The sequence below is a fragment of the Rathayibacter sp. Leaf185 genome (assembly GCF_001423885.1).
Taxonomy (GTDB): Bacteria; Actinomycetota; Actinomycetes; order Actinomycetales; family Microbacteriaceae; genus Rathayibacter.
Genome location: NZ_LMPP01000001.1, coordinates 1,032,394 through 1,058,255 on the forward strand (window position 1 = coordinate 1,032,394; position 25,862 = coordinate 1,058,255).

Below are 25,862 nucleotides of genomic sequence, written 5' to 3' on the forward strand. Positions count from 1 at the left end.
GCGGCCAGCGTGACACGAGTCAGACGGCGCGACCATCCCGGAGGGTGAGGACGCGGTCGGCGCGCTCGGCGAAGGCCGGGTCGTGGGTCGCGACGACGGCCGCGAGGCCGCCCGAGCGCACGGAGGCGACCAGCAGGTCGATCACGCGCGCCGCCGTGGCGCTGTCGAGCTGCGCCGTCGGCTCGTCGGCGATCAGCAGGCGCGGGCGGCCGACCAGCGCCCGGGCGATCGCCACCCGCTGCCGCTGCCCGCCCGAGAGCTGGTCGGGGCGCTGGTCGCCCTGCTCGTCCAGGGCGACCGCGGCGAGCGCCTCCGTCACCCGCTCGTCGCGCTCGGCGGGGTCGGTGCGGAGGAGGCGCAGCGGCAGCTCGACGTTCTCGCGCGCGGTGAGGTCCTCGAGCAGGGCGAAGTCCTGGAAGACGATGCCGAGCGCGCTCCGCCGCAGGTCGGCGAGCCTCCGCTCGTCGAGCCCGGTGACGTCGGCGCCGTCGATCAGCACCTGTCCGCTCGTCGGCCGGTCGACCGTGGCGAGCATCGACAGCAGCGTCGACTTGCCCGCTCCGGAGGCGCCGCGCACCACCACGAGCTCGCCCGCGGAGACCGAGAGCGAGACGCCCGCGCAGCCGACGACCTCGCCCGCCGGCGTCGCGAAGACGCGGTGCAGGTCGACGGCGTCGAGCACGGCGGTCACGAGTCGTCTCCGAGCGAGTGGCGGCCGCGGCGGCGCGGTGGGGGCGCGAGGGGCGCCTCCGGAGCAGGCACCGCGGCCACTCCCGACTCGACGCGGATGTGGTCCGGCTCGAGCCCGAGTCGCACCCGGTCGCGCAGCCCCAGCGCGCCCGTGAACTCCTCGGGCAGCTGCAGCCGGCCGAAGCGGTCGAGCACCGCGAACTCCTCGGCCGAGTGGCCCGCGCCCTCCTCGCTCACGCGCCGCAGCGTCTCGGTCGAGGTGCGCCCGTCGCGGATCCGCACGGTGCGGCTCACGTGCTCCGACACCCCCGCGTCGTGCGTGACGATCACCGTCGTCACGCCGCGCTCGCGGTTGATGCCGCGCAGCGCCTCCAGCACGTCGACCGTCGAGGCCTCGTCGAGCTCGCCCGTCGGCTCGTCGGTGAGCAGCACGTCGGGCTCGTTGACCAGCGCGACCGCGATCGCCGCGCGCTGCTGCTGCCCGCCCGACAGCGCCGACGGCCGACGATCGCGCACGTCGCCGAGCCCGAGCAGCCCCACCATCTCGTCGACCCGCTGCCCGCGGAGGCGGCGCGGCCCGCGCGCGACCGAGGCGACCACCGAGATGTTCTCCTCCACCGACAGGTACGGCAGCAGATTGCGCGCCGTCTGCTGGAAGACGAAGCCGACGGTCCGCCTCCGGAAGTCGACGCGCTGCTTCTCGGTCAGCGTCAGCACGTCCCGGCCCGCCACCTCCACGCGCCCGGCCGTCGGGGTGTCGAGGCCGGAGAGGATGCCGAGCAGCGTCGACTTGCCCGATCCGGAGGCGCCGACGATCGCCAGCAGCTCGCCCCGCTCGACGACGAGGTCGAGGCCCTGCAATGCCTGCACCTCCACTCCGGCGGTGGTGAAGATGCGCACGAGGCCCGAGCAGAGCACGGCGGGTGGGGTCATCGGAGTGATCCTCTCGAGGGGCGGAGAACAGTGACGGCGGCCGCCAGGAGGAAGGCGCCGAGCGTGACGAGCATCGTCACCGGGTCGAGGCGCACCGCCGGCAGATCGAGCAGCGGGATCAGCGCGAACGGCAGGACGAGACCCGCGACCACTCCCGCGACGGCGCCGATCACGGCCGGCACGGCGGCACCCGCGAGGTCGAGCAGCGAGATCTGCGACCGCGGCATCCCGAGCGCGGCGAGCACCGAGGCCCTCCGCCGTCGAGCCCCCGCGGAGGCGATCCCCGCGAGCAGCAGCGCCGCCGCGGCCGCGAGCACCCCGCCCGCGACGCCTCCGATCAGCGCGACCTGCTCGGCCGCGAGCCGTGGGCTGCCGAGCCGCTCGGCCGCGACTCCGGAGGCGGTGACCACCTCGCCCGAGACGCTCGCGCGGACCGCCGCCTCGCCCGCCGTGTCGTCGAGCCGCACCAGAACCACGTCGGCGACACCGGGCTGGACGCGCAGCTCGAGCGCCGTCGCCACGTCGACCAGCAGCCACTGCGCCGCCGAGGTCAGCGGCGACGCATCGTCGGCCGTCCCGACCACGGCGAGGTCGTGGCCTCGGAGCGACACCGTCGCGTCGCCGATCTCGGCCGCCGCGGCGCGCGACGCGATCACGGGCACCGTGCCGTCCGCCTCCGTCTCGGCGAACCCCTCGGGGATCGGCAGGCGCCCCACCAGCCCCGCCTGCACCCGGGCCAGCGCGGCGGAGTCGACCACGACGATCCGCATCGGTGCGCGGGCCGCCCCGATCGACACGGTCGCGGGGTCGTCGGCGACCACCGCCGCCACCTCGCCCACTCCGGGCAGCGCTCGCAGCGCATCGACGTCGGCCGAGGTCGAGCCGCCGCGCACCGCGAGGTCGGCCCCCACCTCGGCCACGGAGTCGTCGACGACCGCCGCGCGCACCGTGGTCAGCAGCGCCCCCGAGAAGAGGGCGACGGCCAGCGCGCCCGCGATCCCCACGACGACGAGCGCGCCGTCGACCCGCGCCGAGGCCAGCAGCCCGACCGCCCCTGGACCGCGACGAGCGCGCCGGCGCTGGGCTCCGAGGGCGAGAGGCAGAAGGCGCGCCGCCCCCGCCGCGATCGTCAGCGCCCCGAGGAGCGGAGCGAGCACGGTCGCGAACGGCAGCGGCGCGCCCTGCACGAGCGCCAGCACGACGGCGAGCGTCGCCAGCACCAGCAGCGCCTCGGCCGCGAGCCGCAGCACCGGTCTCGCGCGCGACTGCCCGAGCGCCGCCGCCCCCGCGACGACGAGCACGAGCCCCGCCGCCGTCGCGACCGCCCAGCCCTCGATCACGACTCCGCCCGTCAGCTGCTGTGAGAGCAGCACCCCGGCGCCCGCCCCGAGCACCGTCCCCGCGAGCGAGGCGACCCCGGCCTCGGTGGCCGGCGCGCGCCTCCGCCGGGCCGCCGACGCCCCGCGCGCCTCGAGCAGCGCCAGCGCCGGCCCGCGGGCGCGCCCGAGCAGCAGCAGGATCAGCGCGAGCACCACCGCGCCGCCGAGGGCCGGGCCGCTCACCGCTGTGCCGACGAAGGCGTCGCTGGCGCGCTGCTCCGCGAGCGAGCGGTCGAGCAGCACGGGCAGGGTGGTGGCGAAGGTGTACCCGGGGTCGAGGCCGCCGTCGACCTCCTGCTGTCGCCCCGCGAAGGTGCGCAGCTGCTGGGCGAGCAGCGGCGCCTCCGATCCCTCGACCCGGTCGACCTCGACCGGGTACCAGGCGAGCAGGCGCGAGGTGATGGGCAGGGTCGCGAGGCGCGGCCACGACGTCGGATCCACGAGGGCCGTCGCGCGGGCGAGCGTGCCCCCGCTGCCGGCGAGCAGGATCGCGGGACGCAGCACCTCCGGCACGTGGGTCCAGACGGACGCGTCGGCGTCGCGCGGCGCGAACGTGCCTGTGAGCTCGACCTGCGCGAAGCCGCCCTCCGGCAGCTCGATCCGCCGGCGCTCACCCACCGGCCACACCATCTCGGCGGCCACGGCGTCGCTGAGGACGATCGGCACGGACGGCTCGTCGCCGAGCGTCGGCGCCCCCGGCAGCGCCCCGGCGGTCAGCTCGACGTCGTCGGCCAGTTCGGGCTCGAAGGCGAGGGCGAGCTGCGACGCCCGCACCGGATCGCCCGGCACCAGCGCCGCGACCGGGACCGCCTCGAGCAGCATCGCCTCGCCCGGCTCCCCGAGAGCGGAGGCGAGGGGCTCGGGCTGCTCGTCGCGCAGCGCCCGCAGCGACGAGTCGATCCGCGCCCACGGGTCGTCGCCACCGGTCGAGAGGCCCTCCAGCCCCTGCGTCGTGAGGTCGACCCGCGACTCGCGCCCGAGATCCTCGCGCAGAGCCGCCGTCGCCGAGGCCGCACTCATCGCGGGCACGAGCACCAGCAGCCCCGCGACCAGGAGGCTCAGCACGGCCAGCGCGATCGTCATCGCCGGCGCCGCGACGGCCGCCCGCAGCGTGTGCCTCACCGGATGCCCCGCTCACGAGAGGCCGCGACGACTCCGCCGACGACGGCGAGGAGGAGGGCCGCCGAGAGCCCGAGCAGCAGCGGCGGATCGACCGACAGCCCCGGCCGCGTCGAGCCCCCGGCCGCGAGCGCCGCCGCAGCCGGCACGCACAGCACGGAGGCGACCAGCCCGATCACCGCGCCCGCCACGATCCCGAGCGCCCCGACGATCCCGTTCTCGACCAGCCGGCGGGCGCGCCGCTCACGGACGGTGAGCCCCAGGGCCGCAAGGGCCGCCTCGTCGCCGGCGCGCAGCCTCCGCAGCACCGCCCCGTTCGCGGCGAGGGCCACGAACGCCATCAGCACCGCCGTCGACGCCGCGACCGCCCACACCGCGACGCCCGTCGACAGGAAGGGCGAGCCGGCGCCGCGCACCGTCCAGTCGGCGTCGGCGTTCTCCGCCACGATCCGGGCGACCGACGCGGTGTCGTCGGTCGCGACCCAGACCTCGGAGGGAGTCGGCAGCGAGCTCTCGGCATCAAGACTCGCCCGCGCGAAATCGGCCGTGTCGATCGCGAGCGAGCGCGCGCCCCGTGCACCGGGAACCACCGGCACGATCGCGGCCACCGCGCCCGCCAGCGTGCGCCCCGAGGCGCGGCTGACGTCGAGCTCGTCGCCCACAGCGAGCCCGAGCAGCGAAGCGGCGGAGGCGCTCAGCGCCACGGGCAGCGGCGCGTCGGTCGGGTCGACGATCACCCGGGCGCGCGGCTGCTGCGACGAGAGCGAGAAGGCGTCGCGCGAGAGCCGCGCCTGCTCGATGACGGTCGGTGCGCCCGCGGAGTCGAGCCCCGCGACCTCGTCGAGCGCGATGTTCGCCGCCTCCGCGCCCTCCAGACGCAGGTCGATCGCCAGCAGCTCCGCGTCGCCGAACCCGCTCGGCAGCTCGCCCGAGAGCAGCGCCCCGCGCCCCGCCGCCACGGGCACCGTGCCGAGATCGATCGCCGCGAGCGCGCCGTCGACGGAGGCGAGCCACGCGGTCCCCGAGAGCGTGCCCGGCCGATCCGCGCCGAGCGAGGTGAGGCGGACGCCGACCGCGACCGCCTCGGCGCCGAGGCCGCCGGGCCGCTCGGACGTCGGCGCGAAGGCCGAGCCGGTGAGCGCCTCCGCCCGGGCCGCCGGCAGCACCACAGCGGTGAGATCCTCGCTGCCGACCTCGACCGCGGTCGTCAGCACCGCGGCGGCGTCGGGGATCGCCGCGACCGGCAGTGGTTCGTCGCCGACCGCCACGATCGGCCCGAGCGCGAACGACGCGCGCACCTCGGCCCCGTTCTCGTCGACCACGACCGAGCGCTCCGCCTCCGAGACCGCCCCCGGCAGCATCGAGGCCGCCACGCACAGGGCGGAGGCGAGCACCACCACGAGCCCGGTCGCCGTGAACCACGCCGCTCGGGACCGCAGCGAGCGCAGCGCCACGAAGAGCCAGGGGGCGCGGGCGGTGCGCCCGAGAGTGCGGCGCCGTCGCGTCGCCGCCGCCGCCGCCGTGGTCGTCGCTCCGGCGAGGGCGACCACGAGCAGCGGCACCGCCGCGATGCCCGCGACGCCCAGCTCCCGCTCCGCCGACCCGAGCTGCCACACCGCGACCGCCGCCGCCGCGAGCAGGAGGACGACGACCAGCACCGGGTTCACCGACCGCCGGCGCGTGAGCGGCACCGGCTGCCCCGCCGCGGTCGCGATCAGCGCGCCGACGAGGGCGACGACTCCGAGCATCCCCGCCGGCTGCCAGCTCGCGCCCGGCACGAGAGCAGCGGAGGCGCCCCACCCCAGCAGCGCGCCGATCGCGCCCGCGGGCACCGCCACCGCGGCGACCTCGCCGATCGACCAGCCGGTCAGCTGCCCGCGCGAGGCGCCGCGGGCCCGCAGCAGCGTGTCGCCCTGCTCGCGCCTCCGGGACGCGAGCGCGAGGAGGCGGCTGCTGCCGACGACGACGACCGTCACCAGGAGGAGGAGTGCGGCGGCCGTGAGCCCGGCGGCGGCAGTTCTCGCGCGTGCTGCCGCGGCGGCCGTCTCGGCGAGCCCGCCCGTCACGGTGACCTCACCTGCCGCGCCCGAGACCGCGAAGTCGCGCTCGAGGTCGGTGAGGCGGGCGAGCCGGTCGATCGCGGCGCCGCCCGGGGTCATCACCCACTCGGAGGTGGTCTCCTGCGCGATCGCGCGGAGGTCCTGCTCGGTGACGAGCAGGGGGCCGACGGCGTCGCCGTCACGACCGGAGGCGGGGTGGCCGGCCCAGCGAGGGTCGAGGGGGTCCCTGGGTGCCCAGATCCCCGCGGCCGGGAGAGTGAGCCCGGAGACGGTGAGGGTGGTGGCGGCGGTCTGCGGCACCACCTGACCCTGCTGGGGCTGCGCGCCGTCGATCGGCAGCTCCTGCCCCGCGAGCAGCTCGACGCGCGTCGGCACCCCGTCGAGCTCGGCGCCGATCGGGCCCGCACGCTCGCTCCGGGTGATCTGCGCGGTCGGGACGCGCTGCTGCAGGATCTGGCGCACCGCCGCGTCCTGCTCGGCGGAGTCGGAGGCGGTCTCGGCCGTGACCACGACCGCGCCGTCGCCGCCGATCGCGGAGCCGACCGCCCGCTGCGCCGCCGCGCCGGTGCCGGCGTCGACGGTGGCGGTGACTCCGACGAGGAGGGCGGACGCCGCCAGGACGACCGCGGCGAGGGCGGCCAGGCTGGAGGCGGCTGATCCGGCGCGCGTGATCGCCGGCGAGGCACGGCAGGGCGCGCGGCGGGATCCGGACAGGGCAGCGATGGGTGTCACTCTACGGGGGACACGGTGTCGCAGAGAGCGCTTCCACCGCTCTGCGCCCCCATTTGGGACACGGTGTTTCTACTCTGTGCCGTGGGGCGGTCGTGTCGGTACCTTTCGAGCACCGCACCTCCCCCTCTCGGATCCCTGGATGCCGATCGCTCCGTCGCGCCTCACGAGGGCGACGGTTCCGCCGAGGAGGAGATGGACGGCCCGATCCCGCCCTCTCGAGAAAGGCGACACGATGTCGTCAACGCTCCACCTCCGCTCGCTCCCCACTCCGGCGGTGACGCTGTGAAGGCCCCGCGCCGCTCACGGCTCGCCCTGCTCGCCGCCGCGCTGATCGCCGGCACCGCGGGCCTCACCCCTGTACTCAGTGCTGCCGCGGCCGACGACTTCGCATCGACCAAGGTCACCTGCGTCGACGGCAGCCCGGTCAGCGCGGTCGTCTCCGGTACGGCCGAGGGCCCCAACGACCCCGAGAACCCCGTGATCCTGGGCCTCCTCATCAACGGCGTGCCCGGCGACCAGGCGAACCCCGTCGATGCCACCGGCGCCTTCGCCTTCGACCCGGTGAACGTCAAGACCGGTGACACCCTTGAGATCTACGTCGGCGATCCGAAGAACGTGCAGTACGACTACACCGTGACGGAGGCGTCGTGCACCGAGGAGCCCACCCCGACGCCGACTCCGACCGAGACCACCGTTCCCACGCCGGAGCCCACCGCGACGAGCACCCCGACCGCGACGCCGACCCCGACTGAGACGCCGACGGCCACGCCCACGCCCACCGCGACTCCGACCGTCACCCCCACGCCCACCGCGACTCCGACCGTCACCCCCACGCCGACCCCGACCCCCACCGCGACGCCCCTCGTCGTCTCGCGCATCGCCGGAGTCGACCGTCAGGACACCGCCGCGAAGCTCTCGGCGGCGACGTTCGCCGCGAACGTGCCCGTCGTCTTCATCGCCACCGGCAGCAACTTCCCCGACGCGCTGAGCGCCGGGCCCGCCGCCGCGAAGCAGAGCGGACCGCTCCTGCTGGTCGACCGCGACTCGATGTCGCAGCCGGTCCGCGACGAGCTGTCCCGGCTCAAGCCGGCCAAGATCGTCGTCGTCGGTTCGGCGCTGAGTGTCAGCGACGCCCTCAAGAACGACCTCGCCCAGTACGCGAAGAACGGCAACATCCAGCGCATCGGAGGCGTCGACCGCTACGACACCGCCGCGAAGCTGGTCCAGTCCGCCTTCCCGAAGGGCTCCTCGCAGGCGTGGCTCGCCACCGGTGAGAAGTTCCCCGACGCCCTCGCCGCGGCCGCGGCAGCCGGCTCCTACCGGGCACCCGTCCTCCTGGTGAACGGCGGGCTCAGCACCGCCGACTCCACCACGACCGGCCTCATCTCGGGGCTCGGCGTCAAGAAGCTGACGATCGCGGGCAGCAACCTCTCGGTCAGCGACGGCATCGCCGCGTCGCTCCCCGTGACCCCCACCCGCATCGGAGGCGTCGACCGCTACGAGACGTCGGTGAAGCTCAACACCGCCGCCTTCCCCTCGGCATCGACGGTCTACCTCGCCACCGGCGAGAACTTCCCCGACGCCCTCGCCGGAGCGACCAGTGCCGGCTTCACCAAGAGCCCGCTGTACACCGTGCGGCCCGACTGCGTGCCGCAGCCCGTGCTCGACGACATCGAGCGCCTCGGCGCCTCGAAGGTCGTCCTGCTCGGCGGCGCGGGAACCCTCTCCGAGAAGGTGGCCACGCTGACCTCCTGCAACTGATCCGCTAGGCCGAGTCGCCCGGGAACGCCTTGCCAGAGAGGCGCTCCCGGGCGATTCCGCGTTCCGGCGGCGTGGTCACGAGGACCGGCCGCCGGCACCCCCCTTCAGGGGACGCAACGCGGTGCCCCATTGCCGAGGCGCGGAGCGTGACGCTAGCTTTCGAGCACCGTTCCGCCTCACCTGTCGGGCTCCGGCACCCGGCCGCATCGTCGCACTTCGCGTGAGCGACGGGCTCCGCCGACGCAGAGGCGGACCGCCCGATCCGCCCTCTCGAGAAAGCGACACGATGTCGTCATCGCTCCACCTCTCCTGCCTGCTCCCCGCCCCGGTGGTGGCACTGTGAAGGCCCCGCGCCGCTCACGGCTCGCCCTGCTCGCTGTCGCGCTGATCGCCGGCACCGCGGGCCTCACCCCTGCGCTGAGTGCCGCCGCCGCCGCGTCCACCGCGTCGACCGCCGTCACCTGCGAGGCCGGCGTCCCGGTCAGCGCGGTGGTCTCCGGCACCACGGACCCCACGCCCGAGCCCGTCGCCATCGGCCTCGCTCGCAACGCCACCACCGTCCAGCAGCAGACCGTCCCCGCGTCCGGTGGCGCGTTCACCTTCGCCCCGGTGAGCGTCTCGGTCGGCGACACCCTCCAGGTCTGGGCCGCCAGCTCCGCGAACATCCAGTACACCTACCGGATCACCGCGCAGACGTGCGGAGGAACACCGACGCCGACCCCTACGGGGACCGCCACGCCGACCCCGGAGCCCACCGCGACGGCCACGCCGACCGCCACGCCCACCGCGACTCCGACGGTCACGCCCACCGCGACTCCGACGGCCACGCCCACCCCGACCCCGACGGGCACCCCGGGCGCCCCGATCGTCACCCGCATCGCCGGAGTCGACCGCCAGGACACCGCCGCCAAGATCTCGGCTGCGACGTTCTCGCCCAACGTGCCCGTCGTCTTCATCGCGACCGGAGCCAACTTCCCCGACGCTCTCGCCGCCGGCCCCGCCGCCGCGAAGCAGAGCGGACCCCTCCTGCTGGTCGACCGCGACTCCATGTCGCAGTCGGTCCGTGACGAGCTGCGCCGGCTCAAGCCGTTCAAGATCGTCGTCGTCGGGTCGGAGCTGAGCGTCAGCGAGACCCTCAAGAACGAGCTCGCCGGCTACACGAAGAGCGGCGAGATCGAGCGCGTCGGAGGCGTCGACCGCTACGACACCGCCGCCAAGGTCGTCCAGGGCGCGTTCCCGCGGGGCGCGTCGCAGGCGTGGATCGCCACCGGCGAGAAGTTCCCCGACGCCCTCGCCGCGGCCGCCGCAGCCGGCTCGTTCCGTGCGCCGGTCATCCTGGTGAACGGCGGCCTCAACCGCGCCGACGCCACCACGACCGGCCTCGTCGACGGTCTCGGCATCAAGAAGCTGACGATCGCCGGCAGCGAGCTCTCGGTCAGCACCGGCATCGAGAACTCGTTCCGCACCCCGACGGTCCGCATCGGAGGCGTCGACCGCTACGACACCTCGGTGCAGCTCAACCGCGCCGCCTTCACGGCCGCGTCGACGGTCTACCTCGCCACCGGCGAGAACTTCCCCGACGCCCTCGCCGGAGCGACCGCCGCCGGCTTCACGAAGAACCCGCTCTACACCGTGAAGCCCGACTGCGTCCCGCAGCCCGTGCTCGACGACATCACGACCCTCGGAGCCACGAAGGTCGTCCTGCTCGGCGGTACCGGCACCCTGTCGGACGGAGTCGCGTCGCTGACGGCCTGCCGCTGATCCTCTGACGGCTCACACGCGCAGAAGGGCCGGGGTCATCCCCGGCCCTTCTGCACGTCACCGGTCGCTGAGTCGCCCGAGAAGGTTCGTTCTCGACGCAGAGAACGAGCCTTCTCGGGCAACTCAGCTCAGGCCGACGGCGACGTGGCGTGCAGCTCCCCCGTGGGCAGCGTCAGCGACGTGAACCGCCGCACCTGAGCCGTCAGCGCACGCTCCGTCGGCAGCCGCTCCATCGACGACGCCCCGTAGAAGCCGTCGATGCCGACCGCGTTGCTCAGCACGTACTGCGCGTCCTCCGGCTCGGCCACCGGGCCGCCGTGCACGAGCACGATCACGTCGTCGCGCACGCTGCGGGCCGCGGCCGCCCACGCCGAGGCCAGCTCCACCCCGTCGTCGAGGGTCCGCGCCGTCTCGGCGCCGATCGAGCCGCCGGTGGTGAGCCCGAGGTGCACGACGACCACGTCCGCCCCCGCCTCGGTCATCGCGACCGCGTCCTCCTCCGAGAACACGTACGGAGTGGTCAGCAGGTCCTCGGCCCGGGCCGCGCGGATCATCTCGACCTCCTTGTCGAAGCCCATCCCCGTCTCCTCGAGGTTGGCGCGGAAGTTGCCGTCGATGAGCCCGACGGTCGGGAAGTTCTGCACGCCCGAGAAGCCCTGGTCCTTCAGCTGCCGGAGGAAGCGCGGCGCGTCGAGGAACGGGTCCGTGCCGTTCACCCCCGCGAGCACCGGCGTGCGCTGCGGCACGGTGAGGATCTCGCGGCCCATGTCGACGACGATGTCGTTCGCGTTGCCGTAGGCGAGCAGGCCGCTGAGCGAGCCGCGGCCCGCCATCCTGAAGCGGCCGGAGTTGTAGATGATGATCAGGTCGGCGCCGCCGTCCTCCTCGCACTTCGCCGAGAGCCCGGTGCCGGCTCCGGCGCCGACGATCGGTTCGCGCAGAGCGACCTTGGTGCGGAGTCGGTCGAGGATGTCGGTGCGGCTGACGAAGGTCATGAGTGCGCTCCCTGGAGGGTCGGTGTGCGAGGTGCGGTGATCGCGGCGTGCAGCCGCGCAACGGCCGCGTCGGCGAAGGCCGGGTCGTTGATGTCGGTGTCGAGGTCGATGAGGTCGACTGCGGAGCCGGCGAGCCCCGAGCGGACGGCCGTGACGAGCGCGTCGTCCGCCTCCGCATCGGCGAAGGGGCCGCCGGGCACGGCGATCGCCGAGACACCGCCGAGCGGCAGCAGCACGGCGGTGGGTCCGGAGGCGGCCGCGGCCCGCGCGGCCAGCCGGGCTCCCAGCTCGGTGCACTCGGCCGCCGTCGTGCGCATCAGCGTCACGCTCGAGTTGTGCACGTGCAGCCGGCGCTCGTGGAAGCGCTCGGGAACCGTGTCGACGGCTCCGAAGTTCACCATGTCGAGCGCGCCGACCGAGATCACCTGCGGCACTCCGGCGAGCCCCGCGGCCGTGAGCCGATCGGGCCCCGCGGAGAAGACGCCGCCGACCAGCTCGTCGGCCAGCTCCGTCGTGGTCAGGTCGAGCACCCCGGCGAAGAAGCCCTGGGCGATCAGCGACTCCATCGCGCGCCCGCCGGTCCCGGTCATGTGGAAGACGAGCACCTCGTAGCCGAGTTCCTCGAGCCGCTCCCGGGCGCGGGTGACGCACGGGGTCGTCACGCCGAACATGCTGGCCGCGACCATCGGGCGCGCCTCGCGGTCGGGCACGGGGTCGGCGGTCACCATCCCGGCCATGGCCGCCGCCGCGTTGGCGAGGATGCGCAGCGAGATCCGGTTGAGCCCGGCGATGTCGACGACCGACGGCGCGAGGATCAGGTCGGTGCTGCCGACGTACTGCTCGGTCGCTCCGGAGGCGGCGGTCGAGACGATCAGCTTCGGGAACCCGAGCGGCAGGCCGGCGAACGCCGTCGCGGCGAGCGAGGTCCCGCCGGTGCCGCCGAGCGCGAGCGCACCCTGCACGGTCCCGGCCGAGACGAGGTCGCGGACGATCATCGTCGCCCCCGCCGCCATGACGGCCATCGCGGCGCCCCGGTCACCGCCGGCGACGAGGGCGGCCAGAGTCGAGCCTCCGGCGACAGCCACCGTCTCGCGGTCGACATCGGGCTCGAGGCTCGGCGCACCGAGCACGCCCACGTCGATCACGATCGAGTCGACACCCGCCGAGCGGAGGCGGTCCCGGAGGAACGCGTACTCCTCGCCCTTGGTGTCGAGAGTTCCGAGCAGCACGACAGTGTGCGCCATCGCAGGGTCCTTCCATCCGGTCCCGCGTGGTCGGGGATGTTTGACCCGGCCGGGGATTGCTTCCATGATGTGCCGATGACCTACGAGGCAGCGAGTGCCAATGCGTTCCGATTGGTCGCGGTGGGCGCGAGCCGCCTCCTCCGGCTGCTCGGCGAGTGGCAGCAGGGCGAGAGCGCGCTGCACGAGGAGCTCGCCGCCGGGCTGCGCACGCTCATCCGCAGCGGGGCCCTGCCGTCGGGCTCACGGCTGCCGTCCGAGCGGTTGCTCGGCTCAGCACTGGGGGTCAGCCGCAACACCGTCACCAAGGCGCTCGACGACCTCCGCGCCGACGGCCTGCTCTCGAGCAGGAGGGGCGACGGCACCTACGTGAGCACCTCGCGACGTCCGCAGACGAGTCACGGCGGCGACCGCCTCCGCTCGTTCGTCGCCGACCCGGCCGGCGCCGACCGCATCGACCTGCGCAGTGCGGCGCTGCCCGGCCTCCCGATGGTGGCCGACGAGTTCAACGCGATCGACAGCTCGCGCACCCGCGACCTGGTGGCCGGCCACGGCTACATCCCGGCCGGTCTCACCGAGCTGCGGCTCGCCGTCGCCGGCTACTACACCGACCTCGGCCTGCCGACCACGCCCGAGCACATCCTGATCACGTCCGGTGCGCAGCAGGCGCTCCGCCTCGCCGCCGCGATGGTCATCGCCCCCGGCGCCACCGTGCTCGTCGAGGAGCCGACCTTCCGCGGTGCGATCGAGTCGATGAAGGCACTCGGCGCCCGGCTCGTCGGCATCCCCTCGGGGCCCGACGGCATCGATGTCGACGAGCTCGCGCGGCAGACGGTCGCGCTGAAGCCCGCGCTGATCGTGGTGCAGTCGACCGCGCAGAACCCGACCGGATCGGTGCTCGACCACTTCCGCCGCAGCCGCCTGGCCACGATCTCGACCCGGTACGGCGTCCCCGTGATCGACGACGCGACGCTGGCCGACACCGTCATCGACGGCGAGCGCCGACCCCTGCCGCTCGCCGCCGGCGGCGACTCGATCATGACGGTCGGATCGGTGAGCAAGTCGTTCTGGGGCGGGCTCCGCGTCGGCTGGCTGCGCGCCCGGCCCGATCTCGTGGCCGAGCTGGCCGCGGTGAAGGGCGGCGAGGATCTGGGCACCTCCGTCCTCGCCCAGATCGTGGCCGCGCGGCTGCTCGGGAGGATCGAGCGGGCCCGTGACGAGCGCCTCCTGATGCTCTCGGAGCACCGCCGGCTCGTGCTCGACGCGGTCGCCGAGCACCTGCCGAGCTGGTCGCCGCAGATCCCCCAGGGCGGCGGCTCGCTGTGGGTGAGGCTCCCGGAGGCGCGCGCCACCGCCCTCGCCCAGCGCGCCGAGCGGGCGGGAGTGCGGATCCTCCCCGGGCCAACCTTCAGCGTCGACGACCGCCTCGACGACTTCGTCCGCATCTCGTACGCCAACGACCCGGCCCTGACCCGCGCCGGGATCGAGATCCTGGCCGAGACCTGGAACACGCTTACCGACTGATCCGGCTCCGTGGGCCAACACGGCCGCATTGGCTCTCTCTTCGTCCTCGAAGGCCCCCCAAGCTGAACTCGCAGCGGTGATCGTGCCGCTCGACGCCGAGGTCGAACACCCTGACCTCGTCGTCCGACGAGGAGGTCCGGATGAACGCCAATACCCGACAGGACACCACCAGCACCGCACACCAGCCGACACGCCATCGCATCGCGGTCGTGGGCGCCGGTGGTGTGAGCGAGATGCACTTCGATGGCTTCCGCCTGCGGCCCGAGCGGATCGACGTGGTCGCCGTGATCGACCCGTCGGCCGAGCGCCGCGAGTGGGCCACCACGACCTACGGAGTCCCGGCCTCGTTCGCGAGCATCACCGAGGCCCTCGCCGCGGTCGAGTTCGACGTCGCCGTGGTCTGCACCCCGAGCCATGTGCGCCTCGAGACGGTGCGCGAACTGGCCGCGGCGGGCAAGCACATCCTGGTCGAGAAGCCCTTCGCCGACGGCATCGACGAGGCGCGCGAGCTCGTGCGCATCACCGACGAGGCCGGCGTGCAGCTGGCGGTCGACCAGAACTTCCGCGAGCACTACGGCTTCGAGCTCGCTCGCGAGCTGATCCAGACGGGTCGCATCGGCCGGGTCCGCGTGATCAACCACCGCGAGCTGATGCACCGCGTCGACGGCGGCTGGCGCAACGAGCAGCCGCACCACGCGCTGATGGTGATGGGCGTGCACTGGCTCGACGGCTTCCGCCGCCTGATCGACCAGGACGCCACCTGGCTCGTCGCCCGCACCTTCTCGTCGCCGTCGATCCCCGCGGTCGGCGAGACCGACGCCAACCTGCAGATCCACTTCGGCGACGTCACCGTGACCTACACCGACAGCTTCTCGAGCTGGATCACGCAGTGGGACACCATCGTCCTCGGCGACGAGGGCACCCTGCACATCACCGGCGGAGGCATCATCCTCGCCGGCCCCGACGGCACCGAGCGGATCGAGAACCCGCTCTCGACGGGCGAGGCGAAGCCGCTCACCGCCTACGGAGCGCTGGCCGGCCTGCTCGACGCGGTCGAGACCGGCATCGAGGCGCCCAACTCCGGCCGCGACAACCTCAAGACCGTGTCCCTGATCGACGGCGCGTACCGCTCGGCCGAGACGGGCGAGCCGATCGAACTGGTCGGCGGACTGCTGCCGTCCGAGCTGGTCGGCGGGCTGCGGCCGTGACCACCGTGCTGCAGCCGTCCGAGCGGGCGGTCGTCCGGCCGCCCGCGGTGGCGCCTCCGCCCCGCACACCCGTCGCGGCGTTCCGAGAGCTGCTCCAGATCCGCGCCTTCGCGATTCCGCTGCTCATCGTCTTCGCGGTGCTGTTCGCGTATCCGCTGGCGCAGTCGCTCTACTGGAGCTTCACCGACTTCGGCGGCTACAGCACCGACGTCTCGTTCGTCGGCCTCGACAACTACGCCGCGATCTTCACCGATCCGTCGATGATCGCGGGCCTGGGCTTCACGATCCTCTTCACGCTCGGCACGACCGTGCTGATCACCGTGATCGCGATCCCGACCGCGGTGGTGCTCAACCGGGCTTTCCTCGGCCGCAACTTCGTCCGATCGGTCTTCTTCTTCCCGTCGATCCCGAGCGTCGCGATCCTCGGCCTGGTCTGGGGGTTCATCCTCTCGCCGCTCGGCTCGGGCGCCCTCAACTCGCTCCTGCAGACCACCTTCGGCGTCGGGCCCGTCCCGTGGCTGTCCGACTCCGCCCTCGCCCAGCTCTCGGTGATCGTCGTCGGGGTGTGGTCGAACGCCGGCTGGCACGCGATCCTCTACCTCGCCTACCTCCAGTCGATCCCGGCCGATCTCTACGAGGTCGCGACGGTCGACGGAGCCTCGGCCCTGCAGAAGTTCCGCCACATCACCGTGCCGCTGCTCACCCCGGCGCTGACGATCAGCTGCCTCCTGCTGATGACCAGCGGGCTCAAGGTCTACGAGCTGCCGTTCACGCTGACCAGCGGTGGCCCCGGATTCTCGACCAACACGATCACGCAGACCATCATCCAGAACGGCATCTCGCAGGCCCAGTTCGGCCGCGCCTCCGCCCTGGCCGTGGTGTTCATGCTGCTCGTCGGCGCGATCGTCGCCGTGCAGCTCCTGCTCTCGAACCGCCTCGAACGGAGGACGTCATGAGCCGCACCGTCGCCGCTCCCACTCGCGTTCACCGCTCCGAGGCTCTCCGCCCCGGCGCCCTGCTCACCACCGCGATCATGATCCCGCTGGCCCTGATCGTCGGCCTGCCGTTCTACTACATCGTCGTCAACACCTTCAAGACGCAGGCCGAGACGGCCGCGGCGCCCCTCGCGCTGCCCACCGTCTGGCGGCTCGACACCTACGCCCGCGTCCTCGAGGACGTGCCGATCGTGCAGGCCTTCGGCAACACGCTGCTCGTCACTGCGGTCTCGATCGTGCTCATGCTCCTGATCGGCTCGCTCGCGGCGTTCTCGGTGATCCTCCGCCGCTCGCGCTTCGTGACGATCGTGTTCGTGATCGCGTTCCTCGTCCCCGGCCAGGTGACGCTCATCCCGCTGTATCGGCTCTTCGCGCAACTCGGCCTCGTCGACTCGCTGTGGGGGCTGATCCTGATGTACACGGCCGGATCGGTGTTCTGCTACTTCCTGATCGTCGGCTACATGCGCACGATCCCCGGCGAGATGATCGAGGCCGCCAAGCTCGACGGCGCCTCCCCGTTCCAGATCTACTGGCGCATCGCGCTGCCGCTGATCCGCCCGATCCTCATCACGGTCGGCGTGTTCCAGACGATGTGGGTGTGGAACGACTTCCTCACCCCGGTCGTCTTCCTCAGCTCCGAGCAGAACCAGACGCTGGTGCTGCAGGTGTACAAGGCCGTCGGCGAGTTCTCGGTCGACTGGCCGGCGTTCCTCGCCCTCTCCGTTCTCGCGCTGATCCCGATGGTGATCTTCTTCGTCGCCATGCAGCGCCACATCGTCAACGGCCTCCTGGCCGGCAGCGTCAAAGGCTGAACGTGTTCCTCCCTACCCAGAAAGCGAGTCCTGCAATGTCGCACCGCTCCCGCCTCCGCACCGCCCTCCTCGGGGGTGTCGCTCTCGCCCTCGTGCTGAGCGGCTGCTCCGCATCAGGCGGTGGTGACGGACGCACGACCCTCACCTTCATGACCTGGGACAACCCCGAGACCATGGAGCCGGTGGTCGCCGCCTTCGAGGAGGCGAACCCCGACATCCGCGTCGAGGTCTCGCACGCCCCGCCCGTCGCCGAGTACATCTCGACCCTGCAGAACCGCCTGCTCGCCGGCACCGCCGCCGACGTCTTCGTGATGGGCTCCGAGAACAAGACCAACCTGATCGACGGCGAGCTCGTGCTAGACATCACCGACGAGCCCTACATGGACGCGATCGCGCCCCTCAACAAGGAGATCCGCGGGCGGGACGGCCGCACCTACGGCCTCTCGATCTCGTCGTGGTCGACCGGTCTCGCCTACGACGCCGACCTGATCGCGTCGGTCGGCTACGACGAGTTCCCGACCGAGTGGAGCGAGTTCGTGCAGCTGCTGCGCGATCTGAAGCCCACCGGAGTCACCCCCTACCTCGAGCCGTGGGGCCAGCTGCCCGACAGCATCGCCTCGAGCGTCGGCGCGGCGAACGCCCGTAACGGCGTGAGCGACCTCGATGCCTTCGACGGCGGAGGCTCGTTCGAGGACAACTGGACCGAGCCGCTGAGCCAGTGGGCCGAGCTGTTCGACGAGGGCCTGATCTCGAAGGACGTGGTCGGAGTGAACGCCGACCAGGTGCTCGAGGAGTTCGTCACCGGCCGCGCCGCGATGATCCCGATGGGCCCGTGGAACGTCACGAAGGTCCCCGAGCTGAACCCCGATCTCAACTGGAAGATCGCCGGCTTCCCGCAGCCCGACGGCGAGCCGTGGTTCTCGGGTAACGCCTCCCCCGGCTGGGTCATCAATGCGAAGGCCAAGGAGCCGGAGGCGGCGCAGGCGTTCCTCGGGTTCTTGGCCAGCCCCGAGGGCGTCGAGGCCTTCCAGCAGGCGACCAACTCGATGACCACGACCACCAACTACGAGCCCGTCATCGACGAGCACCTCGCGCCCAACCTCCTCGCCCTGCAGGAGGGACGGGTCTACCTGCCGCAGGCCGCCTGGCCGCGCTACCAGGACGCGCTGAACGTCGAGATGGTCGCGCAGCTGCAGCTGATGGCGCAGGGGCAGCTGACCCCGGCCGAGGTCGGCGCGGCGCTGGACGCGAAGGTCGCACAGCTCGGGGGCTGAGCCCCGCTCGGCGCCCGGCCTGCGTAGGCCGGGCGCCCCTTATTGCTACCGAGGGCCTCGCGCCCCGATGAGAAGGAGACGACATGATCGAGAACCAGACCCGCCGCGGAGGCTTCGTGCCCCAGGGCGCCGCCACCGTGGCCCCGCAGGAGTGGGGCCGGCTGGAGTGGATGATCGCCGGCTCGGAGGGGAACTCCGACGTCCTCACCGTCGGCAAGTGCTTCATCCAGCCCGGCCGCAACAACCCCGTGCACCACCACCCCAACTGCGACGAGGTGCTCACCGTGATCCGTGGCCGCATCCGCAACCGCGTCAACGACGACTACATCGAGATGGGCCCCGGCGACACCATCTCCATCCCCCTCGGCGCCACCCACAACGCCGTCAACATCGGCGACGAGGAGTGCGAGCTGCTCATCATCTTCGACACGGCGGAGCGCGAGGTGATCGGAGAATGAGCGTGCAGCGGCTGGCGTTCTCGAAGTTCCTGAAGGCTGAGGCGGTTCCCGTTCTTATCGCTCGCTTCCGGGAGGAGGGGTACGAGGGTCTGCAGCTGAAGGGGGCGCAGTACTCCTCCTATATCGACGACCCGTCTCGTGCCCTCGCCGAGCTGGGGGACGACCCGGGGATCTACTCGGCGCTCATCACCGGGGACTCCCTCGATGAGGCGGGGCAGGAGCGGATCGGGCGGACCATCGCCTTCGCCGCCGCGGTTGGAGCCGAGCGGATCGTGTTCTGCCACGGGCACCCGCACGACGGGGTGGATGCTTCGATGCGGCGGTCGTTCGCCCGCACGCTGCTCGAGATCGCTGCGCGGTCGCGGGGGGCGGGGGTGGCGTTCTCGCTGCACCATCACACCGATCAGCCGGTGATGGAGCTGACGGACTTCCGCGAGTTCTTCGACGGGGTGGAGCCGGGGGTGCTCGGGCTGACCGTCGATACGGCGCATCTGGCGCGGTCGGGGGTCGAGGATCTGCCGGGCTTGATCGACGAGTTCGGGGCGTATGTCGACAACGTGCATCTAAAGGACTACTCGGTGCCGGTCGGGCGGGATGGGGAGTGGCGGGTTGCGGGGGACGGGGTGCTCGATCTCGGCGGGGTGCTCGACGCGCTCGACCGTGCGGACTACTCCGGGTGGATCTGCGTCGATGAGGAGAGCACCGCGTCGCTCGAGGACGGGCTGCGGGAGTCGCGGGGGTGGCTTGCGAGGCGCGAATCGGCGCGGGTTTAGGGGTTGTCAGGCGGCGCATGGAGCTAGAGCACCGGCGGCGTGGACCACCGGTCTCACCGCTGAGTTCACACGAGCCGCGTGCAATGGCCCGGAGCCTCGCCGCCACGATCAACGAAGAGACGACAGACGGCTGGCTCGGGGCGCGGGACGTCAAAACAGCCTCCCGACACCAGTGGCAGTCGAGCGCATCCCTCACTGGTGCGATCGTCTTTTACTTGAGCAGCCGTGTCAGAGGGCAAGTCCGGCGATGCGGTTGTTCCGAGCGTGGAGGAACTCGACCACGCGCGCCCGGTATGCGGCGTATGACGGGACCGACGCCGGAAGAGCCCTGCCATCGAACCCGTCGTGTGGATGAAGAAAGCGGACCGTGCCGTCGCCGTTCACAAGATCCTGGAGCAGGAAGAACCTGACGTAATCCTCGAAAGTCCCGAAAAGCGCGAAGAACTCGTTGTACAGGGCGAGCGTGGACGAAAGTGGGCTGCTCGCACCCAAGTAGTTCAGACGGATGCACTCGATCGTGAGGTCGATCCGATCCTCGATACGCCGGTTGGTTCCACGACTCTGATTTAGGGTCCGAGCAGAACCGATCCGATTTCCTGGGAAGACGATCGAGCCGCCGATCGTGTAGCCGAGAGCATGGAACGCCTCGTTCTCAGCGGCCGGCATCGCCTCGTAGAGCGCTGGCAGGCGCTTCCGGTGCGACGACGCGACGGTGTCGCTCGAGAGCCGGAAGCGTCCGAGCTCCGACTCGTGAAGCAGGTAAGCACCGGGAACGTCGGTCCGCAGTTCGAACGTCGTGCCGTCCGGTAGCGGCCTGCTCCACAGAAGCTGGTGATATCGGCGGAGGGTGGGACTGTGTGCATCAGGATCGAGCCCGGGCGGAGAATCGGAACGGAAGTCGAACGCGGTATCGATCACGACCGTGGCGAGGCCTTGGGCCTGCGGCGTGATGTCGAGGAGGGCATCTCTGCATTCTCGGACCTCGCCGTGGGCGCAGCAAGGCGCAGACCTCAGCCGCACTGCGAGCGAGCCGTCGCTCTGAGGGCCTTCGCATCCAGGGGGCAACCCATCTGCGTGGATGAGAAGAGCACCGCGAAGCTCGAATACGGGCCACGTGAGTCGCGGGGATGGCTGGCCCGGCGGGAGGGTGCGTGAGTCTAGGCACTGATCGCCTGAGGAAGGATGACGGGCACCTCGACCGGCTATCGGGTTGTCGCCGAGAATGTCGGCCCCATCCGGCAGACTCGCGGAGAGGATAAAAGGGGACGAAGTGCAGTTCACAATCAAGGGCACCACATACGAACTGACCCGGCAGCAGGTCGAGGGCATCCTCGCGACGACTCCGCCGGATGAGGTGAGCACCTACTTCATGGAGGTCGGTGGCCGCCGCTATCCCGTGAAGCAGGTGCTCGCCGAGGCGACCGACCTCAGTAAGCGGGACTTCGGCTCCGGACTCGCGCAGCGGGTTCTGAAGGGTCTCGGGTTCGTGGTCCTCAGCACCGTGCCCGGTGCGCGAGGCCGCATCCCCGGTTCCACCCGCTCGTTCGGCGGCGTCGAATGGGGTCTCGCCGAGTCCGAGAACGGCTACGAGGAGGCGCCGTCGGGCAAGCTGCACCTGCCCGGCTGCGCGCACGGCGTGTCGAGTCCGGTCCGTGTCTGGTCGCAGGACGATGCCGCGGAGGCATGGCGTACCGCTCCGGACCTCGACCTCCGGTCACTGAACCACCCGGGCTGGTGCTCCGACTGCGCTGCGATCAGAGGCACTGTCGATCCCGGAGCCCCGGCCGACCGCGACCAGAGGACAGCCAAGACGGGTCGCGCCGAGCGGTCCGCCATCGCTCAGGCCGCTCGCGTCGTCCTCGACGCCGGATTCAGGCGCGAGGCGTCGGTCTTCGATGGCACGACGATCACCTGGACGGCGGAGGCGGCGGCGGCTCTCCGTCAGGCAGTCGATGCGCCTGATTCGGGAGGAAGCTTCCGCGAGCGACTCGTTCAGCTGATCTCGGGTCAACCGCGCGCGGTCGTCCTCCTCGCCGCCGAGCTCTGCTTCCTGCAGCGCCTCCCTCTCACGAACATCCGGCCGCAGACCAAGCTCCAGCTGCTGCAGGAGATCCTCGATGTGCTGCCCGACCGACCACAGGTCCCCGAGGTGATCGTCGACGCGCTCGATACCCGCGGCGTGTTCAACGGCGGCCAGGGGTTCAATCAGCAGATCGCTCAGCACGTGCAGTGGCTCTGCGACTTCGTGCAGCACTGGGACGAGCTCGACCCGGACGCGCGGGAGGCAGCGCTCGGTGATCCCTGGCTGTTCCGAGACCGCACCCTCGACGTGCAGCCGGACGTCGCTCCTATTCGCAGCTCCCTCCTCGCCCTGACCTGGCCGACCTACTTCGAGCGCATCGTCTCGATCGCGCAGAAGCACACCATCCGCGACACCTTCATGGCGGCGCTCCCTGCCGTGACCGACGACGTCGATCGCGATCTCCTCGCCCTGAGAGACCGCCTCGACCCGAGCGGAGATCTCGACATCGATTGGTATTCGCCGCCATGGGACGCCGAGTGGTGGCTGCCGAAGCCATCGGTTCAGCAGCGCGGATGGGCCGTCCCCTCCGCTGTCCCCGGATCGCCGCTGGCTCTTCCTCCACTGCACTTCACGCCGCCGACCGAGGGCGGCCGCCGAGGCCTTCGCGACGAAGCACTCCGCTCGTGGAGCCAGCCGTCGGTCGATGAGACGGGATCGCGGCCTCCGGTCACCGAGGTCCTCGCAAAGGTCGATGCTGCGGCGACGCTCCTCATCACGATGCAGCCCGGCGACCAGGTCTTCGTCGACGCGTCCGACGGGATCCACTGGGGAGTCGTGGGAGGCATCGATGCCCGACAGGCTCGAACCGTCGAGTGGCGGTCGCCGGTCTCGAGATCGGAGGTGCCTCACGCGGTTCTCGACGCCCTGGCGGCAACTGCGTCGATCAGCGAAGTCAGCTTCCTGGTCCCGGAGCCGATCGCCCCGTCGCCCTCCCCCGCGCCAGGACCGCTCCGCCTTCCCCGCAGCACATCCGAGTTCGCGGATCGCCTGCACTACGACTCCGCCTGGCTCGATGAGGTGCTCGGCCTTCTCGAGGAGCGTCGACAGGCGATCTTCTTCGGCCCTCCCGGCACGGGCAAGACCTATCTCGCCCGCGCTCTCGCCGAGTTCATCGCTCCGAAGGGGGCGGTGCGCATCGTGCAGTTCCACCCCTCCTATTCGTATGAGGACTTCTTCGAGGGCTTCCGCCCGACCGTCAACGAGAACGGCGCGGCGAGCTTCCGCCTCGCGCCGGGGCCGGTCCGCCTCCTCGCCGCGGCGGCAGAAGCCAACCCGACCGTGCCGCACGTCCTGATCATCGATGAGATCAACCGCGCCAACATCGCGAAGGTCTTCGGCGAGCTCTACCTCTTGCTCGAGTACCGCGATGCGGGGGTCTCGCTGCAGTACTCGCCCGAAGAGGAGTTCCGCCTGCCCGAGAACCTCTTCGTCATCGGCACGATGAACACGGCCGACCGGTCGATCTCGCTGGTGGACGCGGCGATCCGGCGTCGTTTCTCCTTTGTCGAGTTGCACCCGGCCCAGGAGCCGGTCCTCGGCCTCATCGAGCGCTGGTCGAAGGCGCAGCGCCACGAGGTCAGCCGCAGCGGCCTCCTCCGGCAGCTCAATGAGCGGATCGGCGACCTCGACCGCGACTTCCAGATCGGCCCGTCGTATCTCATGGGCGCTTCCGCGCGCACCGATGCCGGACTCGCTCGGATCTGGGAGTACGACATCCTCCCTCTGCTCGACGAGCACTACTACGGTCGACTGTCCCGGGCGGAGATCCGGGCGACCTTCGGGCTCGCCGCTCTCGAACCGGGTGCTCTGGAGGAGCCGGACGAGTCGGTCGACGAGGCCCCGCTCGAATGACCCGCGTCGAGTTCGACGAGAACGGCGGATGGACGGCCGCGCCGTTCGCCCTCGACGTCATCGACCGCGCGTGCAGCAGCGGACTCCTCGAATCACGGATCACCGCATGCGGTGCAGAGCTGAAGCCGCTACTGAACAGGGTCGGTTCAGTAGCGATCCGTGACGACGAATTCGTCGTGCACCCGAAGGCGTCGTTCTCGTCCGTCCTGTTTATGCTCGGGTACGCAGCCGATCCTGGCTTTCGTCCCGAAGAGGTCTCCGGTGCCGGATCGGACATCTTCCCGGCGATCGCCGAGACCTACGCCCGTGTCGCCGAGCGGGCAGTCGGTCGCGGCATTCTGCAGGGCTACCGTCGCCTCGACGAGAGCGCGGTCACCGTGCGCGGGCGCATTCGCTTCTCTGATCAGATGTCCCGTCGCGGTGGCAGACTCCTCCCCGTCGAGCTGACCGTGGACGATTACTCGGCCGACATCGCTGAGAACCAGATCCTTCGTGCCGCTGCGCGACTCCTACTCACGATTCCCCGAGTGACCTCGGACACCCGGCGGCGCCTCCTTCATCTCGAATCGAAGCTGTCAGAGGCGACCCTGTTGCGTCCGGGCACCGGCACACCGCAGTGGCAGCCGTCGCGGCTCAACCAGCGATATCAACCAGCCTTGCGCTTCGCCGAGCTGATCCTCGCTCGCCTCACCCCATCCACGACGGGCGGCGGCGGGTCGGTCGCGTCCTTCGTCGTCAACATGGCGGAGGTATTCGAGGGCTTCGTCACAGCATCGCTCAGCGCGACCTTCGCCGAGATCTCCCGCGGCGTCAGCGTCGGCCAGTTCGCCACGCATCTCGACGTCGAGCGTCGGCAGCCGATCCGGCCCGACTTCGTCCACCTCGTCAACGGCGAGCCGCTCGTCGTCATCGACGCCAAGTACAAGCTCGGAGTTCCGAGGGTCGAAGACCTTTATCAAATGCTCGCGTATTGCACGGTGCTCGGACTCGCTGAGGGGACGCTCATCTACATCTCGGACGGCGACGCAACGAGGGAACGTAGGGCGACGGTGAGGGAGTCGAACATCGTGGTGAGGATTGTGCGAATTGATGTCTCCGCGCCGCCATCGAAGATACTCAAGCAACTCGCCACGATTGGACGTGCAGCAGTGGTTCCGGCGCCCGGCACGGCGTGATTTGTGGGGCATCTCGACCACGCCTCAGCGCGCGCGGAATCACTCCGTCGTTGGCGCTAGGTTGGTCGAAAGTCTGCTCTTCAGTCGAAGGTCGTGTCGATGTCCGCGTTTCAGGAGCTGTCTGAGTCGGGCGTGATTGGATCGGAAACGGTCGATCTGTTGATTCGCCTCGTGGGCCAGACGGGTCGAACCAACTCGTTTCCCCCTCCACTTGGGCACGGGAACTGGTCCGACCAGGCCGTTCTGGATTACGTCGGGAGCATTCTGTCCAGTACGCGCGGGTCCGGTATGGCGATTGGGTGCGTGGTGTCAGCGACGGACGACCGCTCGTTGGAGCGGCTGTTACTCACGTCCATCCGGCGGTTCATGATCGATGAGGCGAAGGCGACCCCGGTCGGAAAGCTTCGGCTCCGGTTGCGCGGTCTGCTCGGGAAGGACGCGCGTTTCGTCAGTGCGACTACGCTGCTCGCCGGCGAAGAAGCGTGGACGATCCCGGCAAACGGCTCCGCCGTGTGGACCGAAGATCTCGAGGACCTGGAGCGCGTGACAGCATCCGTGCAGGTGGCGCCGATCCATCGCCTGAACAGTGCCGGCCCGACGCCGGGGCCCGTTCGCGAGTCTCTTCTCACTATGAGTCACGAGGCTTTGCTTCGGACCGCTGGCGCGATGCGCGCTCAGCTCCTCGCCCGTTTTCTCTACCGCCGCTTCGCCCTCGACTCCGCCGAACCGACGTCGCCCGGATCGGCGAGCAGTCCACCGCCTACGTTGTCCCTTGACCTAGACGACGAGGTCGCGGTGCTCGCACGAACGATCTACAACGACTTGTCCGTTGCGGAGATCCGTATCCTGGGGAACGTGGGCACGGCCGCAGACCTGTCGGCGTTGAACCCCGCCCGCGACGCGCTCTTCGAGCGTCTTCGCATCTACGGGGGCAGCGACGTCGGGCGTGATGCAGTGAGCCTCGCTGCGCGTTGGTGTTCGCCCTCCGGCATGGTTGCAAGTTAGGTCGTCCGTTCACGTGAGATCACCGACTACAGA

The 25,862-nt window shown here is 71.4% G+C and carries 19 protein-coding genes; 12 read left to right on the top strand and 7 right to left on the bottom strand.

The window, feature by feature from the left end:
- Window positions 1-19: 19 nt before the first annotated feature.
- Genes ASG06_RS04915 through ASG06_RS04930 form a run of 4 tightly spaced genes read right to left on the bottom strand, consistent with a single transcriptional unit; the run spans window position 20 to window position 6,913 of the window.
- Window positions 20-691 carry an ABC transporter ATP-binding protein gene (locus ASG06_RS04915; RefSeq protein WP_056039282.1) on the bottom strand — a complete coding sequence of 224 codons (672 nt, stop codon included), beginning with the start codon at window positions 689-691 and terminating at the stop codon, window positions 20-22.
- Window positions 688-1,623, bottom strand: coding sequence for an ABC transporter ATP-binding protein (locus ASG06_RS04920; RefSeq protein WP_082498945.1), 936 nt, complete (start codon window positions 1,621-1,623; stop codon window positions 688-690). The genes ASG06_RS04915 and ASG06_RS04920 overlap by 4 nt, the downstream gene beginning before the upstream one ends.
- Window positions 1,620-4,124 (bottom strand): FtsX-like permease family protein, encoded by a 2,505-nt coding sequence (locus tag ASG06_RS04925; protein WP_056039285.1) that lies wholly within the window; start codon window positions 4,122-4,124, stop codon window positions 1,620-1,622. The genes ASG06_RS04920 and ASG06_RS04925 overlap by 4 nt, the downstream gene beginning before the upstream one ends.
- Window positions 4,121-6,913, bottom strand: coding sequence for an FtsX-like permease family protein (locus ASG06_RS04930; protein WP_056039288.1), 2,793 nt, complete (start codon window positions 6,911-6,913; stop codon window positions 4,121-4,123). The genes ASG06_RS04925 and ASG06_RS04930 overlap by 4 nt, the downstream gene beginning before the upstream one ends.
- A gap of 282 nt (window positions 6,914-7,195) precedes the next feature.
- Here ASG06_RS04930 and ASG06_RS04935 point away from each other — a divergent pair, with 282 nt between their 5' ends.
- Together ASG06_RS04935 and ASG06_RS04940 are read left to right on the top strand one after the other, a co-directional pair.
- Entirely contained in the window at window positions 7,196-8,674 is a 1,479-nt protein-coding gene (locus ASG06_RS04935) for a cell wall-binding repeat-containing protein (RefSeq protein ID WP_056039291.1), read from the top strand.
- 339 nt (window positions 8,675-9,013) lie between these two features.
- Window positions 9,014-10,435: a cell wall-binding repeat-containing protein gene (locus ASG06_RS04940; protein ID WP_056039294.1), complete on the top strand. Its 1,422-nt coding sequence runs from the start codon at window positions 9,014-9,016 to the stop codon at window positions 10,433-10,435.
- 128 nt (window positions 10,436-10,563) lie between these two features.
- On the opposite strand, the gene ASG06_RS04945 is transcribed toward ASG06_RS04940, so the two are convergent.
- Together ASG06_RS04945 and ASG06_RS04950 are read right to left on the bottom strand one after the other, a co-directional pair.
- Window positions 10,564-11,430: a phosphoenolpyruvate hydrolase family protein gene (locus ASG06_RS04945; RefSeq protein ID WP_056039298.1), complete on the bottom strand. Its 867-nt coding sequence runs from the start codon at window positions 11,428-11,430 to the stop codon at window positions 10,564-10,566.
- Window positions 11,427-12,674 (bottom strand): Tm-1-like ATP-binding domain-containing protein, encoded by a 1,248-nt coding sequence (locus tag ASG06_RS04950; protein WP_056039301.1) that lies wholly within the window; start codon window positions 12,672-12,674, stop codon window positions 11,427-11,429. The genes ASG06_RS04945 and ASG06_RS04950 overlap by 4 nt, the downstream gene beginning before the upstream one ends.
- A gap of 75 nt (window positions 12,675-12,749) precedes the next feature.
- Here ASG06_RS04950 and yczR point away from each other — a divergent pair, with 75 nt between their 5' ends.
- From yczR to ASG06_RS04985, 7 genes are all read left to right on the top strand, one after another.
- Entirely contained in the window at window positions 12,750-14,195 is a 1,446-nt protein-coding gene (gene yczR / locus ASG06_RS04955) for an aminotransferase-like domain-containing protein (protein WP_056039304.1), read from the top strand.
- 140 nt (window positions 14,196-14,335) lie between these two features.
- Window positions 14,336-15,403: a Gfo/Idh/MocA family protein gene (locus ASG06_RS04960; protein ID WP_056039308.1), complete on the top strand. Its 1,068-nt coding sequence runs from the start codon at window positions 14,336-14,338 to the stop codon at window positions 15,401-15,403.
- Window positions 15,400-16,359: a carbohydrate ABC transporter permease gene (locus tag ASG06_RS04965; protein ID WP_231727616.1), complete on the top strand. Its 960-nt coding sequence runs from the start codon at window positions 15,400-15,402 to the stop codon at window positions 16,357-16,359. The genes ASG06_RS04960 and ASG06_RS04965 overlap by 4 nt, the downstream gene beginning before the upstream one ends.
- Window positions 16,356-17,210, top strand: a complete 855-nt coding sequence (locus ASG06_RS04970; protein ID WP_082498947.1) for a carbohydrate ABC transporter permease — start codon at window positions 16,356-16,358, stop codon at window positions 17,208-17,210. Before ASG06_RS04965 ends, ASG06_RS04970 begins: the two co-directional genes overlap by 4 nt.
- 35 nt (window positions 17,211-17,245) lie before the next feature.
- Window positions 17,246-18,484 (top strand): ABC transporter substrate-binding protein, encoded by a 1,239-nt coding sequence (locus ASG06_RS04975; RefSeq protein WP_056039311.1) that lies wholly within the window; start codon window positions 17,246-17,248, stop codon window positions 18,482-18,484.
- An 83-nt stretch (window positions 18,485-18,567) separates the two neighbouring features.
- Window positions 18,568-18,942, top strand: a complete 375-nt coding sequence (locus ASG06_RS04980) for a cupin domain-containing protein (protein ID WP_082498948.1) — start codon at window positions 18,568-18,570, stop codon at window positions 18,940-18,942.
- Window positions 18,939-19,715, top strand: coding sequence for a sugar phosphate isomerase/epimerase family protein (locus ASG06_RS04985; RefSeq protein ID WP_082498949.1), 777 nt, complete (start codon window positions 18,939-18,941; stop codon window positions 19,713-19,715). Before ASG06_RS04980 ends, ASG06_RS04985 begins: the two co-directional genes overlap by 4 nt.
- Window positions 19,716-19,943: 228 nt before the next feature.
- Here ASG06_RS04985 and ASG06_RS04990 read toward each other — a convergent pair whose 3' ends face one another.
- Window positions 19,944-20,633: a DUF6994 family protein gene (locus ASG06_RS04990; RefSeq protein WP_082499034.1), complete on the bottom strand. Its 690-nt coding sequence runs from the start codon at window positions 20,631-20,633 to the stop codon at window positions 19,944-19,946.
- A 352-nt stretch (window positions 20,634-20,985) separates the two neighbouring features.
- Here ASG06_RS04990 and ASG06_RS04995 point away from each other — a divergent pair, with 352 nt between their 5' ends.
- The 3 genes from ASG06_RS04995 to ASG06_RS05005 all read left to right on the top strand — a co-directional run bounded on the left by ASG06_RS04995 (window position 20,986) and on the right by ASG06_RS05005 (window position 25,829).
- Window positions 20,986-23,649, top strand: coding sequence for an AAA family ATPase (locus ASG06_RS04995; RefSeq protein ID WP_056039321.1), 2,664 nt, complete (start codon window positions 20,986-20,988; stop codon window positions 23,647-23,649).
- Window positions 23,646-24,824 (top strand): McrC family protein, encoded by a 1,179-nt coding sequence (locus ASG06_RS05000; protein ID WP_056039323.1) that lies wholly within the window; start codon window positions 23,646-23,648, stop codon window positions 24,822-24,824. The genes ASG06_RS04995 and ASG06_RS05000 overlap by 4 nt, the downstream gene beginning before the upstream one ends.
- A 93-nt stretch (window positions 24,825-24,917) precedes the next feature.
- The gene (locus ASG06_RS05005) at window positions 24,918-25,829 is read left to right on the top strand and encodes a hypothetical protein (RefSeq protein WP_056039327.1); all 912 of its coding nucleotides are present in this window, start codon (window positions 24,918-24,920) and stop codon (window positions 25,827-25,829) included.
- Window positions 25,830-25,862: the final 33 nt, after the last annotated feature.

Excerpts from the sequence above, each read along its gene's own strand:
- ASG06_RS04920 (WP_082498945.1), bottom strand. The coding sequence starts at position 1,623 with ATGACCCCACCCGCCGTGCTCTGCTCGGGCCTCGTGCGCATCTTCACC.
- ASG06_RS04945 (WP_056039298.1), bottom strand. The coding sequence starts at position 11,430 with ATGACCTTCGTCAGCCGCACCGACATCCTCGACCGACTCCGCACCAAG.
- ASG06_RS04950 (WP_056039301.1), bottom strand. The coding sequence starts at position 12,674 with ATGGCGCACACTGTCGTGCTGCTCGGAACTCTCGACACCAAGGGCGAG.
- yczR (WP_056039304.1), top strand. The coding sequence starts at position 12,750 with ATGACCTACGAGGCAGCGAGTGCCAATGCGTTCCGATTGGTCGCGGTG.
- ASG06_RS04960 (WP_056039308.1), top strand. The coding sequence starts at position 14,336 with ATGAACGCCAATACCCGACAGGACACCACCAGCACCGCACACCAGCCG.
- ASG06_RS04970 (WP_082498947.1), top strand. The coding sequence starts at position 16,356 with ATGAGCCGCACCGTCGCCGCTCCCACTCGCGTTCACCGCTCCGAGGCT.
- ASG06_RS04975 (WP_056039311.1), top strand. The coding sequence starts at position 17,246 with ATGTCGCACCGCTCCCGCCTCCGCACCGCCCTCCTCGGGGGTGTCGCT.
- ASG06_RS04980 (WP_082498948.1), top strand. The coding sequence starts at position 18,568 with ATGATCGAGAACCAGACCCGCCGCGGAGGCTTCGTGCCCCAGGGCGCC.
- ASG06_RS04985 (WP_082498949.1), top strand. The coding sequence starts at position 18,939 with ATGAGCGTGCAGCGGCTGGCGTTCTCGAAGTTCCTGAAGGCTGAGGCG.
- ASG06_RS05000 (WP_056039323.1), top strand. The coding sequence starts at position 23,646 with ATGACCCGCGTCGAGTTCGACGAGAACGGCGGATGGACGGCCGCGCCG.